Annotated in this window: 16 protein-coding genes; 11 read left to right on the plus strand and 5 right to left on the minus strand. The window is 73.9% G+C overall.

The window, feature by feature from the left end; translation table 11 throughout:
* Positions 1-66 precede the first annotated feature (66 nt).
* The 8 genes from AMOR_RS17695 (at position 67) to sufT (ending at position 7,133) form a co-directional block, all read left to right on the plus strand.
* Positions 67-630 carry a YaeQ family protein gene (locus AMOR_RS17695; RefSeq protein ID WP_248352927.1) on the plus strand — a complete coding sequence of 188 codons (564 nt, stop codon included), beginning with the start codon at positions 67-69 and terminating at the stop codon, positions 628-630.
* A 172-nt stretch (positions 631-802) separates the two neighbouring features.
* The gene (locus AMOR_RS17700) at positions 803-1,252 is read left to right on the plus strand and encodes an SUF system Fe-S cluster assembly regulator (RefSeq protein ID WP_248352928.1); all 450 of its coding nucleotides are present in this window, start codon (positions 803-805) and stop codon (positions 1,250-1,252) included.
* Complete coding sequence (sufB, locus tag AMOR_RS17705) at positions 1,249-2,688, plus strand: Fe-S cluster assembly protein SufB (RefSeq protein WP_248352929.1); 1,440 nt, start codon at positions 1,249-1,251, stop codon at positions 2,686-2,688. The genes AMOR_RS17700 and sufB overlap by 4 nt, the downstream gene beginning before the upstream one ends.
* On the plus strand, positions 2,685-3,494 hold the full coding sequence (gene sufC, locus AMOR_RS17710; protein WP_248352930.1) for a Fe-S cluster assembly ATPase SufC: 810 nt from the start codon (positions 2,685-2,687) through the stop codon (positions 3,492-3,494). Before sufB ends, sufC begins: the two co-directional genes overlap by 4 nt.
* Positions 3,491-4,795, plus strand: coding sequence for a Fe-S cluster assembly protein SufD (gene sufD / locus AMOR_RS17715; protein WP_248352931.1), 1,305 nt, complete (start codon positions 3,491-3,493; stop codon positions 4,793-4,795). Before sufC ends, sufD begins: the two co-directional genes overlap by 4 nt.
* Entirely contained in the window at positions 4,792-6,084 is a 1,293-nt protein-coding gene (locus AMOR_RS17720; RefSeq protein ID WP_248352933.1) for a cysteine desulfurase, read from the plus strand. Before sufD ends, AMOR_RS17720 begins: the two co-directional genes overlap by 4 nt.
* Before the next feature lie 32 nt (positions 6,085-6,116).
* The gene (gene sufU, locus AMOR_RS17725) at positions 6,117-6,566 is read left to right on the plus strand and encodes a Fe-S cluster assembly sulfur transfer protein SufU (protein ID WP_248352935.1); all 450 of its coding nucleotides are present in this window, start codon (positions 6,117-6,119) and stop codon (positions 6,564-6,566) included.
* A gap of 3 nt (positions 6,567-6,569) precedes the next feature.
* Positions 6,570-7,133, plus strand: a complete 564-nt coding sequence (gene sufT / locus AMOR_RS17730; protein WP_248352937.1) for a putative Fe-S cluster assembly protein SufT — start codon at positions 6,570-6,572, stop codon at positions 7,131-7,133.
* A 13-nt stretch (positions 7,134-7,146) separates the two neighbouring features.
* Here sufT and AMOR_RS17735 read toward each other — a convergent pair whose 3' ends face one another.
* A complete protein-coding gene (locus tag AMOR_RS17735; protein WP_248352939.1) occupies positions 7,147-7,512 on the minus strand; it encodes an FHA domain-containing protein in 366 nt (121 codons plus the stop codon).
* A gap of 116 nt (positions 7,513-7,628) precedes the next feature.
* Between AMOR_RS17735 and AMOR_RS17740 the strand changes: the two genes are divergently transcribed.
* Positions 7,629-8,567 (plus strand): aldo/keto reductase family protein, encoded by a 939-nt coding sequence (locus AMOR_RS17740; protein WP_248352941.1) that lies wholly within the window; start codon positions 7,629-7,631, stop codon positions 8,565-8,567.
* Positions 8,568-8,729: 162 nt separating this feature from the next.
* Positions 8,730-9,692, plus strand: coding sequence for a DUF4142 domain-containing protein (locus AMOR_RS17745; protein ID WP_248352942.1), 963 nt, complete (start codon positions 8,730-8,732; stop codon positions 9,690-9,692).
* 77 nt (positions 9,693-9,769) lie between these two features.
* Here the strand turns inward: AMOR_RS17745 and AMOR_RS17750 are convergent, their stop codons facing one another.
* Positions 9,770-11,671 (minus strand): carboxypeptidase regulatory-like domain-containing protein, encoded by a 1,902-nt coding sequence (locus tag AMOR_RS17750; RefSeq protein ID WP_248352943.1) that lies wholly within the window; start codon positions 11,669-11,671, stop codon positions 9,770-9,772.
* Positions 11,672-11,992: 321 nt separating this feature from the next.
* Here AMOR_RS17750 and AMOR_RS17755 point away from each other — a divergent pair, with 321 nt between their 5' ends.
* The gene (locus AMOR_RS17755; protein WP_248352944.1) at positions 11,993-12,310 is read left to right on the plus strand and encodes a heavy-metal-associated domain-containing protein; all 318 of its coding nucleotides are present in this window, start codon (positions 11,993-11,995) and stop codon (positions 12,308-12,310) included.
* A gap of 123 nt (positions 12,311-12,433) precedes the next feature.
* On the opposite strand, the gene AMOR_RS17760 is transcribed toward AMOR_RS17755, so the two are convergent.
* From AMOR_RS17760 to AMOR_RS17770, 3 genes are all read right to left on the minus strand, one after another.
* Entirely contained in the window at positions 12,434-13,339 is a 906-nt protein-coding gene (locus AMOR_RS17760) for a S1C family serine protease (RefSeq protein WP_248352945.1), read from the minus strand.
* Positions 13,336-14,247 carry a S1C family serine protease gene (locus AMOR_RS17765; RefSeq protein ID WP_248352946.1) on the minus strand — a complete coding sequence of 304 codons (912 nt, stop codon included), beginning with the start codon at positions 14,245-14,247 and terminating at the stop codon, positions 13,336-13,338. Before AMOR_RS17765 ends, AMOR_RS17760 begins: the two co-directional genes overlap by 4 nt.
* Positions 14,248-14,363: 116 nt before the next feature.
* On the minus strand, positions 14,364-15,602 hold the full coding sequence (locus tag AMOR_RS17770) for an ABC transporter permease (protein WP_248352947.1): 1,239 nt from the start codon (positions 15,600-15,602) through the stop codon (positions 14,364-14,366).
* Between the last annotated feature and the right edge of the window lie 35 nt (positions 15,603-15,637).

The following is a 15,637-nucleotide window of genomic DNA, read 5'->3' on the forward strand; positions in this document are numbered from 1 at the left end:
CGTCGTCGACCGCGACTCAACCTGCCCGCGCTGGCTTTTCCGGCGCTCTTCGGCGATCTCTGCGCGATGGCGCTGACCTCGACGCTGTACCACCTCGACCTTCATCTCTCGCACGTCGACCGCGGGATCGATCAGGCGCTCGTCCTCAAGGCCGCCCGCCATCCGTCCGAGACGATGGAGCGTGTCTGGCTACGCGTCCTGGCGCTGCTCTGGCAGTGGGAGGACCGGATCGAGTTCGGCCCTGGCCTCTGCGAGCCGGACGCGCCCGACGTCGCCGCCGCTCGCCTGGACGGGACGCCTTCGCTCGTTGTCCGGGTGGGAAAGCCGGAGCCCGCGCGAATCGCGCGCGACGTCTCCCAGAATGCCGGCGCGCGGGTCGCGGTCCTGTTCGAGTCGCCGCGTCGGATGGAAGCGTTCCTGACGGAAGCGGCGGGCGAGAAGCTCGGGCGCGTCGCGCAGGCGGAGCTCGCGGCGGTCGAGCCGGCGCTCCTCGCCGAGCTATCCGCGCGTGATGACCGTAGAATCCGATCCTCCGTCACCATCGTCGCCGACCACTTCTACGTCGAGCGCGACGGGCGAACGGTCGATGGCCCCCTCCATCGGGGGCGATTCGGAGCGGGCGCCCCCTGAGGGTCTCGCCGCGATGCGCGTTCGGGGATGAAAACCGGACTGCCGTCGTTTACATATCCGTCTAACTGGACCGGTTCGGTCCATGTTGGCTCCCACGCTACGGAGCGGCGCGCCCTCGGTGCCGGAGGACGCCAGGCCGCTCCGGGCCCCGGAGGGCGGACGGATGATCAGGATGTCCAAGCTGACCGACTACGCGATCGTGCTGCTCGCGCACCTCGCGCGGAGCGGCGGCACGATGACGGCGCAGGATCTCGCGTCCCGCTCCAAGGTGCCGCTCCCCACCGTGTCGAAGCTCTGCAAGGAGCTCTCGAAGGCGGGGATCGTCGTGTCGCACCGCGGCCGGCACGGTGGGTACGGGCTCGCCCGCCCGGCCGAGCAGATCTCGGTCGCGCAGATCGTCGAGGCGCTCGAGGGCCCGATCGCGCTCACCGAGTGCGCCCAGCCCGGCACCCAGAGCTGCGGGATCGAGGCGACCTGCCTCGCGAAGGCGAGCTGGGATCCCGTCTCCCGCGCCATCCACGGCGCCCTCCAGAACCTGCCGCTCTCCGCCATCGCCCCGAGCCGCGCGCCCGCGGAGCCGGCGGAGAGCGCCCCCATCACGATCGGAGCCCACGCGTCATGAGCACGGCGGAGCAGCTGAAGGAGCTGACCGAGCAGAAGTACCGGTACGGCTTCGTCACCGACGTCGAGGAGGACAAGGTCCCGAAGGGCCTGTCCGAGGACACGATCCGCCTCATCTCGGCGAAGAAGGACGAGCCGCGCTTCATGCTCGAGTGGCGGCTCAACGCCTACCGGAAGTGGCTCGAGATGGAGGAGCCGACCTGGGCGAACGTGCACTACCCGCGCATCGACTACCAGGACATCGTCTACTACTCGGCGCCGAAGCAGAAGAAGCAGCTCGGCTCGATGGACGAGGTCGACCCCGAGGTGAAGCGCGCGTTCCAGAAGCTCGGGATCCCGCTCGAGGAGCAGATGCGCCTCGCGGGCGTCGCGGTCGACGCAGTGTTCGACTCGGTGTCGGTCGCGACGACCTACAAGAAGAAGCTCGCGGACCTCGGGATCGTCTTCTGCTCGTTCTCCGAGGCGGTCCGCGAGCACCCGGCGCTCGTCGAGAAGTACCTCGGCTCGGTCGTGCCCGCGACGGACAACTTCTTCGCGTCGCTGAACAGCGCGGTCTTCTCCGACGGCAGCTTCGTCTACGTGCCGAAGGGCGTCCGCTGCCCGATGGAGCTCTCCACCTACTTCCGCATCAACGCGAAGGACACCGGCCAGTTCGAGCGGACGCTCATCGTCGCCGACGAGGGCGCGTACGTCTCGTACCTCGAGGGCTGCACCGCGCCGATGCGCGACGAGAACCAGCTCCACGCCGCCGTCGTCGAGCTCGTCGCCCTCGACCGCGCGCAGATCAAGTACTCGACGGTCCAGAACTGGTACCCGGGCGACGCCGAGGGCCGGGGCGGCATCTACAACTTCGTCACGAAGCGCGGCAAGGCGATGACGAAGGCGAAGATCAGCTGGACCCAGGTCGAGACCGGCTCCGCCATCACCTGGAAGTACCCGTCCTGCATCCTGCAGGGCGACGACTCGGTGGGCGAGTTCTACTCCGTCGCGCTCACGAACCACCACCAGCAGGCGGACACGGGCACGAAGATGATCCACGTGGGGCGGAACACCCGCTCGACGATCATCTCCAAGGGGATCAGCGCCGGGAAGGGCCAGAACACCTACCGCGGCCTCGTGAAGATGCTGAAGGGCGCCGTGGGCGCGCGTAATTACTCGCAGTGCGACTCGCTCCTCATCGGGGACCGCTGCGGCGCCCACACGTTCCCGTACATCGAGGTCCGGAACCCCTCGGCGAAGGTCGAGCACGAGGCGACGACCTCGAAGATCAGCGACGACCAGCTCTTCTACTGCCGCCAGCGCGGCATCTCGCCGGAGGACGCGGTCTCGATGATCGTGAACGGCTTCGCGAAGCAGGTCCTGAAGGAGCTGCCGATGGAGTTCGCGGTGGAAGCCCAGAAGCTCCTCGGCATGTCTCTCGAAGGGAGCGTCGGATGAGCGCCGTGAAGGTGAAGGAAGGCACGATCCTGAACGTCGAGGGGCTCCACGCGAAGGTCGCGGATCGGGAGATCCTGAAGGGCGTCGACCTCCAGATCGGCGCCGGCGAGGTCCACGCGATCATGGGGCCGAACGGCTCCGGCAAGTCCACGCTCGCCGGCGCGCTCGCCGGTCGCGAGGCGTACGAGGTCACCGCCGGCAAGGTGACCTACCTCGGCCAGGACCTCCTCGCCCTCGCCCCCGAGGCGCGCGCAGCCGCCGGCGTCTTCCTCGGGTTCCAGTACCCGGTGGAGATCCCCGGCGTCGGCAACCTCTACTTCCTCCGCACCGCGCTGAACGCCATCCGCCGGGCGCGTGGCGAGGAGGAGCTCGACGCGATGGACTTCCTCTCCTTCGCGAAGGAGAAGATGAAGCTCGTCGATCTCGACCCTGCGTTCGGCAGCCGCTCCGTGAACGAGGGGTTCTCCGGCGGCGAGAAGAAACGGAACGAGATCTTCCAGATGGCGATCCTCGAGCCGACCCTGGCGATCCTCGACGAGATCGACTCCGGGCTCGACATCGACGCGCTCCGCGTCGTCGCGCGCGGCGTGAACGCGCTCCGCCGCCCGGACCGCGCCGTCCTGCTCGTCACCCACTACAAGCGGCTCCTCGAGTACGTGAAGCCTGACCGCGTCCACGTGATGGCGGCGGGGCGGATCGTCCGCTCCGGCGGCCCCGAGCTCGCCGACGAGCTGGAGCAGACCGGCTACGCCTGGGTCGCCGGGATGCATCCCGAGGTGGAGCGGGCCGCGGGGGCGCTCTCGTGACCACCGCCGCCGCAGCGAGCCTCGCGGCTCTCCACCGCGCCCGGCCCGAGCCAGGCTGGCTCGCCCAAGCGCGCGGCGCGGCGCTCGCGCGCTTCCGCACGCTCGGGCTGCCGACGACGCGCGACGAGGACTGGCGGTTCACGAACCTCGCCCCGCTCGCCGCGGTGACGTTCGGCCCCGCGCCGGAGGAGGACGGCGCCGCGGCGCGCCTCCTCGCGAGCGCACCCGGGCCCGCTGGTGCCCGGCTAGTCTTCGAGAACGGCCGGTTCCGCCGAGATCTCTCCAGCGGCGCGCAGCTCCCCGCGGGCGCGGTGCTGGCGAGCCTCGCCGACGCGCTCCGGCACGCGCCGGACGCGGTCCGCCCGCACCTCGGCCGGCTCGCCTCGCCCGACGCGCTCCCGTTCGTCGCCGCCAACGCGGCCCTGCTGGAGGACGGCGCGTTCCTGCTCCTGCCGCGCGGGGTCGCGGTCGAGGCGCCCATCGAGCTCGTGTTCGTCACCGGCGCTGCCCACCCGGTCTCCGCGCAGCCGCGCGTGCTGGTCGTCGCCGAGGCCGGCGCCCGGGCCACGCTCGCGGAGATCTACGTCGGCACGGGCGACGTGTACCTCGTGAACGCCGTGACCGAGCTCGTGCTGGGCGAGGGGGCCCGGATCGAGCACGTGAAGCTGCAGGACGAGGGCGTCCGCGCGTTCCACGTGAGCACGATCTTCGCCGAGCAGGCCGCGGCCTCGCGGCTCGTGGCGCACGGCGTCTCCCTCGGTGCGCAGATCGGGCGGAGCGAGATCCGCGCGCGCCTCGCCGGCGAGGGCGCGGAGATCGCGGTCTCCGGCCTCTTCATGGCCGACGCGACGCGGGTGCAGGACGCCTTCTCCTGGGTCGAGCACGCCGTCCCGCGCTGCACCACGACGGAGACGTACAAGGGCATCCTCGACGGCCGGTCGCGCGGCGTCTTCTCCGGGCGGATCCGCGTCCTCCCCGGCGCGCAGAAGACCAGCGCGTACCAGATGAGCTCGAACCTGCTCCTCTCCGACGATGCCGTCGTCGACACGAAGCCGCAGCTCGAGATCTTCGCGGACGACGTGAAGTGCGGGCACGGCGGCACCGTCGGCCAGCTCGACGAGGCGTCGCTCTTCTACCTGCGGTCGCGCGGCGTCCCGGAGGCGGAGGCCCGGAGCCTCCTCATCTGGGCGTTCGCCGCGGAGATGGTGGATCGCGTCTCGCCCACGGCCCTGCGCGCCCGGGCGAAGGCGCTCGTCGCGGCGCGGCTCCCCGCCGGCGCTCGCGTGCTGGAGGCGGCATGACGTCCCGGGCCCTCGACGAACGCAAGGTCGCGGCGCGCGGCATCTCCCGCCGGGAGACGCCCCCGCGGCCGGACTACGACGTGGACGCGATCCGCGCCCAGTTCCCCATCCTCTCCCGGCCGGTCCGCGGGAAGCCGCTCGCGTACCTCGACAACGCGGCGACCTCGCAGAAGCCCCGCGTCGTGATCGACGCGATCCGCCGCTACTACGAGGAGGACAACGCGAACGTCCATCGCGGCGTGCACCTGCTCTCCGAGCGCGCGACGCGGGCGTACGAGGAGTCGCGCGTGAAGGTGGCGCGCTTCCTCGGCGCCGGCGATCCGCACGAGGTGATCTTCGTGCGCGGCACCACCGAGGCGATCAACCTCGTCGCGCAGACGTTCGGGCGGCAGCGCGTCGGCCCCGGCGACGAGGTCCTCGTCACCTGGCTCGAGCACCACTCGAACATCGTCCCGTGGCAGCTCCTGTGCCAGGAGAAGGGCGCGACGCTGAAGGTCGTGCCGGTGGACGACGCGGGCGACCTCGATCTCGACGCCCTCGACCGGCTCCTCGGGCCGCGGACGCGGATCCTGGCGGTGACCCAGGTCTCGAACGCGCTCGGTACCGTGACGCCGATCGCGGAGATCGTCGCGCGCGCACACGCGAAGGGCGTCCCGGTGCTCGTGGACGGCGCGCAGGGCGCGCCGCACCTCGGGTTCGACGTCGGCCTCGTCGGCGCGGACTTCTACGCGTTCAGCGGCCACAAGGTCTACGGGCCGACCGGCATCGGCGCCCTGTGGGGACGGCGCGCGCTCCTCGAGGAGATGCCGCCGTGGCAGGGGGGCGGCGACATGATCCTCTCCGTCTCGTTCGAGAAGACGACCTTCAACGCGCTGCCGTACAAGCTCGAGGCGGGGACCCCGAACATCTCCGGCGCGATCGGGCTGGGGGCGGCGCTCGACTGGGTGGGAGAGCTCGGCCTCGAGCGCATCGCCGCGCACGAGCGGGCGCTCATCAAGGAGGCGCACGCGGCGCTCTCGGAGATCCCCGGGCTGCGCCTCGTCGGCGCGCCGCGCGAGCGGGCGGGCGTCCTCTCGTTCCTGGTCGGCGACGTCCATCCGCACGACGCGGGGACCATCCTCGATCGGCACGGGGTCGCCGTCCGCGCCGGCCACCACTGCGCGCAGCCGCTGCTCGCGCGGTTCGGCGTGCCGGCGACGCTGCGGGCCTCGTTCGCGGCGTACAACACCACGCGGGACGTGGACCAGCTGGTGCGCGGGCTCCACGCGGTGAGGGACGTGTTCGCGTGAACCTTCAGGCTCCCGCTCGAGGTGAACGATCGATGTCCGAGCTGACCGATCTGTACCAGGAGGTCGTCCTCGACCACGGCAAGCGCCCCCGGAACTTCGGGCCGCTCGAGGGCGAGACCCACCACGCGGAGGGCCTGAACCCCCTCTGCGGCGACCGCATCACCGTGCACGTGAAGGTGGACGGCGGCCGCGTCGCCGACGTCCGGTTCGAGGGCAGCGGCTGCGCGATCTCGAAGGCGTCCGCGTCCGTCATGACCGGCGTCGTGAAGGGGAAGAGCGCGCCCGAGATCGACCGGCTGTTCGAGCGGTTCCACGCCCTCGTGACCGAGGGCCCGCGCGCGGGCGACGAGGAGGCCCTCGGGAAGCTCGCGGTGTTCGGCGGCGTGCACGACTACCCGACGCGCGTGAAGTGCGCGAGCCTCGCCTGGCACGCGCTCCGGCAGGCGCTGAAGGGCTCCGCGGCGCCGGTCTCCACGGAGTAGCGAATGGCGACGGCACACACCCCCCTGAGGACGCTCCGGGACGTGGAGGCGCTCCTGATTCCCCAGGGCGAGCGCGTCACGCTGCCCGCCGGCACCTGGCTCTCGGTCCAGCAGACGCTCGGCGGCCAGCTCACCGCGATGACGGATCGCGGCGCCCTCGTCCGCGTGGACGGCAAGGACGCCGACGCGCTCGGGCCGGAGCTCGTCGCCGAGGTCGCGAAGGCCACCGCGGAGCGAGCCGCGGCGGCGGAGGGACCGTTCGACGAGCAGAAGGTCTGGGACGCGCTCGGGACGGTCTACGATCCCGAGATCCCGGCGAGCATCGTCGAGCTGGGGCTCGTCTACCTCGTCGCCTCCGAGCCGATGGAGGGCGGGCACCGGGTCCTCGTCCACATGACGCTCACGGCGCCCGCGTGCGGGATCGGGCCGGTGCTGGTCGAGGACGTCCGGCACAAGGTGCTCGGCGTCCAGGGCGTGAAGGACGTCTCCGTCGAGCTCGTGTTCGAGCCGCCGTGGGACCCGTCGCGGATGTCCGAGGCCGCGAAGCTGCAGCTGGGGATGATGTAGCGGCGCGTCGTCGCTACGCGTCCACGACGTACTTCAGGACGGTCGACGCGATCCGCACGACGTCGCCGTGCCGGAGGGTCTGCTCCTTCACGAGCTTCGAGTTCAGGTACGTGCCGTTCGTCGAGTCGAGATCGACGAGGACGTGCGCGCCGCCCGAGACGAAGATCCGCGCGTGGCGGCGCGACGCCTGGTCCGACGCGATCACGACGGTGTTCTCGCCCTCGCGCCCGAGCGTCACGTCCTCGTCGCCGAGCGGATAGCGCCTCGTGCGCTCGTCCGCGTTCGCGGAGTGGACCACCACGAGCGACGCCCGCGCCGTCGCCGCCCGGCCGGTGTCCTGCGGAGCGCCGCCCACCCGGGTCTCGTCGAAGTTCGGCATGCCCATGGCGTTAGCACGCGCGGGCGCCTCCGTGAAGGGGGCCGGCCTGGTATCCATATTCCCTCATCGTCGCCCGCGGCCGCCGGGCCGCCGGCGCGCGAGCGGGAGGGGACTCCATGCTGTACCGGAAGCTCGGGCGGAGCGATCTCGTGGTCTCGGAGGTGAGCCTCGGGTCGTGGCTCACCTACGGCGGCGGCGTCTCGCGCGAGCGCGCGGAGGCTTGCCTCCGGGCCGCGTTCGACGCGGGAGTCAACTTCATCGACACGGCGAACGTCTATGCGACCGGCGGGGCCGAGAGCTTCCTCGGCGAGGCGCTCGCGGGCGTGCCGCGCGACCGATACGTCCTCGCGACGAAGGTCTACTTCCCGATGTCGCCGACCGACCGCGGCCTGTCGGCGGGGCAGATCGCGAAGCAGCTCGACGCCTCGCTGCGGCGACTCCGCGTCGACCACGTGGACCTCTACCAGTGCCATCGCTACGACACGGACACGCCGCTCGAGGAGACGATGGCGGCGCTCACCGCGGCGGTGCGGCAGGGGAAGGCGCGCTGGCTCGGGTTCTCCGAGTGGAGCCCGGACCAGATCCGCGCCGCGCTCGCCCTCCCCGGCGTCGAGCGGTTCGTGTCGAGCCAGCCTCAGTACTCGCTGCTCTGGCGCGCGCCGGAGGCCGAGGTCTTCCCGCTCTGCGCGCGCGAGGGGATCGGGCAGATCGTCTGGTCGCCGCTCGCGCAGGGCGTCCTCACCGGCAAGTACCGGCCCGGCGCAGCTCCGCCGGCGGACTCCCGCGCGGCGAGCGAGCAGATGGGCGGGTTCCTCCAGGGCCGGCTCGACCCCCGCGTGCTCGAGGCCGTCCAGCGCCTCGTCCCGATCGCCGCGGAGCTCGGGCTCACGCTCGCTCAGCTCGCGCTCGCGTGGGTCCTTCGCCGACCCGAGGTGTCGTCCGCGATCATCGGCGCGAGCCGGCCCGAGCAGGTGGCCGAGAACGCGCGCGCGTCGGGCGTGAAGCTCGGCGCCGCCGTGCTCGACCGGATCGAGGCCGCGCTCCACCCAGCCTGATCCGCGTGCTCACCACGCGCGAGGTCGCTCGCCTGCGCCACGGCCCCCCGGGTGCCGGCGCTGCTCGGGGGCGCATGCCCGCGCGGCGCGTGCCGTGGGTCCGAGCCCTCCGCACCTTTTCCGCCGAAGGCACGGACGGTACTCGAAAGGGAGGGACACGGAATGACGTGGAATCGATGGGGACTCGCGGCCAGCCTGGCCGCGGCGCTGGCATTCGCCGGCAACGCGCACGCGCAGGACAGCGCCGGCACGCAAGGCGCGGCTGGAAAGGGCGGCGGGACGAGCGGGACGAGCGCGAGCGAGCGCGGCAGCAGCGCCGAGACGCAAGGTGCGGCCGGGGCGGGCGGCGGGACGAGCGGGACGAGCTCGTCCGCGGGGTCGACGGCGACGCAGGGGGGCACCGGCTCCTCCGCGGCGTCGACCGGCGCGCCCGTGAAGCTGAAGAAGTCGCTCTCCGACGGGCTCGAGAAGCTGCACGCCGCGAACCAGGCGGAGGTCGCGATGGGGCAGGCGGCCCAGAGCTCCGCGCAGGACGATCAGGTGAAGCAGTTCGCGCAGCGGATGGTCGACGATCACCAGAAGAACGACGAGCAGCTCACGCAGATGGCCCAGACCATGGGCGCCGACCTGAACGGCAAGGCCTTCCAGGACCAGCAGAAGACGGACCAGAAGACGATGCAGAAGCTGCAGTCGAAGTCCGGCGCGGACTTCGACAAGGCGTACATGGAGCAGATGGTGAAGGACCACGAGAAGGACGTGAAGAGCGTCGACAAGCTCGCGAAGGAGGCGACCAAGGAGAAGCACACCGAGCTCGCCTCGTTCCTCCAGCAGACCCACTCGACGCTCCAGTCCCACCTCCAGGCGGCGAAGCAGACCGAGAAGGTCGCGAAGGCCGAGAAGAAGGGTGCGCACGGGACCTCCGCCGCGACGGGCACCGGCTCGAGCTCGATGGGCACCGGCTCGAGCGCGGGCACCGAGCCCGGCGCGCAGGAGCCGAAGTCGAGCGCGTCCGGCGCGTCGAAGACGGCGACCCCCGGCGCCACCGACACGGGCAGCCGCGGCACGTCGACGGGCGCGGGCCAGCCGAGCACCGAGCCCGGCGCCCCCGGCGGCACCGGCAAGTAGCCGGCGTCGACCCTGGATCGAGACGACGGCCGGGCGCTCCACGGGCCCGGCCGTCGGCGTCTCCGCCGTCTCCAGGGTCAGCCGCGCACGAGCCGGCGCGGAACGCGCGCCTCGAACGTCGTCGAGCCGCGCTCCACCTTGAGGACCACGAAGGTCCCCTCCGGCCCGCGGATCGCCTCGATGGCGCCGCCGAGGCCGAGCTCCGAGACCGGCCGCCCATCCACCTCCCGGACGAGATCGCCGCGGGTGAGGCCCACCTCCGCGGCGCCGCCGCCGGCCACCACCGACGTCACCGCGAGTGCGTCCCCGAGCGGCGTCAGCACGACGCCGATGCCGGCGAGATCGACCTCTGGCTCCTCGCCCTCCGCGGCGGGGCGGAGCCGGATCTCCACCGGCCCGCGGGCCCCGCCCGGAGGGACCTCCACGCCGCCCACGATCCGGCCGTGGTGGCCCGCGGCGGCGGCGAGCACCGAGACGCGGCGCGGGAGGCCGCCCAGGACGAAGGCGCCGTCGGGGCCGGTCGTCGCCTCGGAGAGGACCGGGAAGGTCGACGCGGCGCCGGAGAGCGCGCCCTCGACCGAGAGGCGCGCGCCCGCGAGCGGCGCGCCGGAGGCGTCGTCGCGCACCACGCCGGAGAGCCGGCCGCCCGCCTCGAGCGCCGCGTCCGCGACCGCCTCGCCCGGCGGGGCCGGGATCTCCACCGCCTGCTCCGGCGAGGGGGCGAAGCCCGGCGCGGAGACGACCACCACCGCCGGCCCGGGCAGGAGGTCGTCGAGCGCATAGCAGCCGGACGCGTCGATGACGGATCGGCTCCGCTGCGGGACGAGGCGCAGCGCCGACCTGCGCTCGAGCACGAGCACCGTGAACGGCGCCACCGGCGCGCCGCTCGCGGCGGCGCGGACGCAGCCGCGGAGCCGGCCGCCCAGGGCGAGCTCCACGACCACGCCCGTCGCGCCGGGCTCGACGCGCCGGACCGAGCCCGGGGCGCGGCCCTCCGCCCGCGCCGTGATCCGGTACGTGCCGGGGTCGAGCCCGTCCAGCGTGAACCGCCCGTCGCCACTCGTGACGGCCTGCGCGGAGGGGACGTCCACGCCGAAGCGGCGCTCGCCCTCGGCGACGACGAGCGCGCCGGCGATGGGCCCGGCGCCCCGCGCGACGACCTGCCCCGCGATGGGCGCCGGCGCGCCGAGCGGCGCGTGCGTCGGGCCGAGCTCGATGGTGACCTGTCCGTTCAGCGTCGCCAGCGTGCTCACCTCGGCGCGCCCCGGGAGGAACCCCGGCTTCCGCGCCTCGAGCACGGCGCCCTCCGGCGCCGCGAAGCGGAACGCGCCGCGCGCGTCGCTCGTGAACCGATCGGTGATGGGCACGAGCGCGGCCTCCGCCGTGGCGCCGAGCAGGCGGACCTCGGCGCCCGCGACCGGCGCGCCGTGATCGTCGACGACGCGCCCGGTCAGCTCGGCGGCGGGGACGAGGTGGACCTCGACGCCGGACACGCGGCGCCCGGCCGTCGCGTCGAGCTGGACCGGGCTATGGCCCCACTCCGGCGCGAACGGGAAGAACCCCGGCGCGGTGACCGCCGCGAGGAGCCACCGGCCCTCCGCGGGCGGCTCGAAGCGGAACGCGCCGTCCCTCCCGGCGCGCACCGACGCGGCGGCGCCACCCCGCGAGAACGTGAGCTCTGCGCCGGGGATGCCGTCGCCCGACGCGGAGCTCACGACGCGCCCCTCGAAGCTCGCGGGCCCCGCGTCCGGCGTGCGCGGCGCGGCGGGCGGGGGCGCGAGGCGGATCGGGAGGCCGGCCGGCGGAGGCGCGGTCGCGCCGACCGCGGGCGCAGAGGAGGACCCGGGCGGCGTCGGCCGCGCCGGCGCGGGGGCGGGGGCGGGGGCGGGCGAGAGGAGGCGCAGCCCGAGCGCGACGAGCACGAGCAGGAGCAGCGAGACGGCGAGGCCGAGGAGGGCGGTGCGGCGAGGGCTCTGCATTCGAGAGCTTGATCTACACCGGATGGGAGCCTCGGGCGGTGCGGCCTCGAGGTCGAGGACGCGCGCGGGGAGGGCCGGCGCTACACCGGCGAGCTCTCGTGCCTCGGCGACCTCGGCCGCCTCGCCGCGGTGGACGCGACCCTCGGGGTCGACGGACCGCGGCCCGGGTCGAGGGCCCGCCGCTCCCGCAGCTCGTGCTCGCCTTGCCGGGGCTCCTCCCGGAGCGCGTGAGCGCCCGTCCGCGCGAGGGGCCCAACCGTGACGTGGCGCGAGCGGGCGGCCGGACGCATGCTCGCCGCTCCCCGAACAGGAGCCCGATCGATGCGAACCTTCGTCGCCGCTGCAGTCGCCGCCCTCTTCCTCTCCGTGCCCGTCCTCGCCGCCGCCGGCGAGGCGCCCGCCGCTGCCCGCGCGGACGCGAAGGTCGTGATCCCGGTGTCCGGGATGCACTGCGGCGGCTGTGCCGCCAACATCGACAAGGCCGTGACGGCGCTGCAGGGCGTGAAGAGCGCCGACACCGACATCGACAAGGCCCAGACCGTCGTCACGTACGACGCGTCGAAGGTCGAGGTCGCGGCGATCGTGAAGGCGATCGAGAAGGCGGGCTACAAGCCCGGCACGCCGAAGACGTCGATGTGAGGGAACCCGCGGGTTCCCGCTCGGGCCCACGGTCCGAGCTCGAGGTACGACAGGCTCACCACGAGCGGCGCAGCGAGCGCGGCTCGGCCGCGGCCCCGGGGTGAACCCCGGGGCCGCGCCCGCTCACGCCGCCCTCGCCGCCGGCGGCCGCGGCCGGATCGCGAGCGCCTGCCTCCGGCCGCCGCGCAGCACCTCGAGACCGATCTCCGGGCGTGCCGAGAGCACCAGCACGCGCTGCAGATCGTCCAGCGTCTGCACCGGGCTCCCGTCCGCGGCGACGAGCAGGTCGTCGCGGCGGACCCCCGCCGCCTGCGCCGGCGAGCCCTCCACGATCTCGAGCACGCGCACCGCGCGCGGGTGGCCCGCCTCGGTCGCGACGGCGGGCTCGAGGTCCTCGCCGCGCGCCGCGATGCCGAGGAACGGGCGGCGGACCTCGCCCTCGCGGATCAGCACCGAGGCGACCCAGCTCGCCGTGTGGGCGGGGATCGCGAAGCCGATCCCGCGCGCCCACGGGAGCATCGCGGTGGCGATCCCCACGACCTCGCCGTGCGCGTCGAGGAGCGGGCCGCCCGAGTTGCCGGGGTTGATCGAGGCGTCGGTCTGCACGAGCCCCTCGAGCGTCCCGCCCTGGGGCGCGGGGAGGTTCCGGTAGAGCGCGGAGACGACGCCGACCGTCACGGACCGCTCGAAGCCGAGCGGGTTCCCGATGGCGAGGACGATCTCGCCGACGTCGAGGCGGCGCTCGGACAGCGCGAGGACGGGCAGGTCGCGCGCCTCGACGCGGACGACGGCGAGGTCGGTCCGCTCGTCCGCGCCGACGAGGGTGCCGGCGGCGACGCGCGACCCGGAGATCCGGACGCGGAGCGGGCCACCGCCCCGGGCGACGTGTGCGTTCGTGAGGACGTACCCGTCCCCGGCGAGCACGACGCCCGAGCCCTGTCCGCGCCGGTGCTCGACGCCGACGACGGCCGGGGCCGCGCGCGCCACGAGGTCCGCCACGTCGCGGGAGAAGGCCTGGAGCGCGGTCACGATCCCCTCCGTTCGCCGCGGGCGCCCACCGTGATCGAGACGTCGCGGACCTCTCCCGCGCGGAGGATCCGGACGGTGACGGCGTCTCCGATCCGGTCCTCCGCGAGGAGCGCCAGGAGCTCGGAGGCGTCCTGGAGCCGCTCTCCGCCGACGGAGAGGATCGCGTCGCCGAGCAGGAGGCCGGCGCGCGCCGCCGGGCTCTCCGGCTCGACGCGCGAGACGAGCAGCGCGAGCTCCTCGCCGGTCGCCGCGCGGACGGCGGTCGGGAGCGGCACGGGAGACGTGGCGATGCCGAGGTAGCCGCGGCGCACCTCTCCGTGCGCGAGGAGGGCCTTCACCACGCGCCGGAGCGTCGACGCGGGGATCGCGAGCACGGCGCCGCGGTGCAGTCCGGCGGTCGCGACGCCGATCCCCGCGCCGTCCGTCCCGAGCACGAGCGCGCCGGAGACGCCGGGGTGGCGCTCGACGGTCGTCTCGAGGAATCGGCCGATCTTCCCGCCGCCGGGGCCGCGGAACTCGCCGCCGGCGCGGACGAGCGTCGCGAGCTCGGCGCGCGGCGTCCGGCCCGGGCGCGAGACCCCTACGACGAGCTGGCCCGGCCGGAGCGCCGCCTCGTCCGCCCAGGCGACCGCCTCGAGGCCGCTCGCCTTCACGCGCAGGGCCGCGAGATCCGTCGTCGGGTCGCGGCCGATGATCTCGGCCTCGGCCTCGTCCCCCGAGGGGAGCGCGACCGTGACGGCCTCGTCGCGGTCGAGGGTGTGGTGGGCGGTGACGATCACGCCGTCGGCGGACCAGACCACGCCGGAGGAGGGGACGCGCCGCCCGTCGACGCGGACGACGTGGGTGGCGCCGCGCGCGGCGAGGTCGGCGACGCGGATCGAGAGCTGGGTGAGGACGTCGGGTTCCATGATTCCGGTGCTTCCTTTCGGCGGCTTGGCGCCGCGAGAGGAAGCCTAGGCGCGCCGTCCGCCCGGCACATCGGCGGGACGGACGGCGTCGGACCTGCCCGAACGGCTGGGGAGCCTCACTCCGTTCGCATGGCCTCGACCGGATCCAGCCGCGACGCGCGCGCCGCCGGGTAGATCCCGAAGAGGAGGCCGGCCGCCGCCGCGGAGCCGACCGCGAGCGCGATCGACCAGGCGGGCACACGGGCGGGGAGGAGGTCGAGGCCGCGGGCCGCGACCGCGACGGCGCCGCCGAGGGCGACGCCGAGGAGCCCGCCGGCCACCGAGAGAACGAGCGACTCCACGAGGAACTGGGCGAGGATGCGCCGCCGCCGGGCCCCGAGCGCCATCCGGAGGCCGATCTCGCGGGTCCGCTCGGTCACCGAGACCAGCATGATGTTCATGATGCCGATGCCCCCGACGAGCAGGGACAGGGCGCAGAGCCCGAACGTGGCGGCGCCCACCAGCCGCGCGAGGTCGTCGAACAGGTTCGCGGCCGTCTCGTTCGAGAAGACCTCGAAGTCGTCCTCCTCCTGCGGCGCGAGCCCGCGGCTCCTGCGGAGCGCGGCCTTCACCTCCACCATGGCCTGCGCCTGGTCCTCGATCGAGGTCGCGCGGACGGCGATGCTCGTGTTCCGCGACCGGCCGATCACCGCGTCGTACGCGGTCCAGGGCACCACCGCGAACCCGTCCTTCGACTCGAGGCCGAGCACGGTCCCCATCCGCTCGGCGACGCCGATCACCTCGAACGGCACGCCCCGGATCCGGACCTCCTGGCCGACCGGGTCCTCGCCCGGGAACAGCAGGTCCGCCACCGCGGCGCCGATGAAGGCCACCCGCCGCGCGAGCGCGACGTCGACGTGCGACAGGAAGCGGCCGCGCGCGACCGTGAACGCGTTCGCGAACTCGTAGTCCGGGACGGCGCCGATGACCTCGATCTCGGAGCGGGTCCGGCGCGCGCGCGTGGCGAGCGCCTCGGGCCGCCGGCCGCTCTCCTCGACGGAGACGTAGGCCACGTGGGGCAGCGCCCGGAGCGCCTCGCCCTGCTCGCGCGTGATGTCCTTCCGCCGGGCGTACCGGTGCCACTCCGCGTGGCCCATCACGATCATCGGCCACTTGTCGACCCGGAACGCGCCCGCCTCGAGGAGCGCCATCTGGCGCGTCACCTCGACCCGCAGCCCCTCCGTGAGGGACATCATGGCGACGACCGTGGCGGCGCCGATCACCACGCCGAGGGCGGTGAGGAGGGACCGGAGCGGGCTCGCCCGGAGCGCGCCGAGCGCCATCCCGGCGTCGTCGAGCGGGGCGGGGGTGCGCATCGGGGAGCGAGTGTAGCGCGAGGCGGGCGCCCCTG

This window comes from Anaeromyxobacter oryzae (assembly GCF_023169945.1).
Taxonomy (GTDB): domain Bacteria; phylum Myxococcota; class Myxococcia; order Myxococcales; family Anaeromyxobacteraceae; genus Anaeromyxobacter; species Anaeromyxobacter oryzae.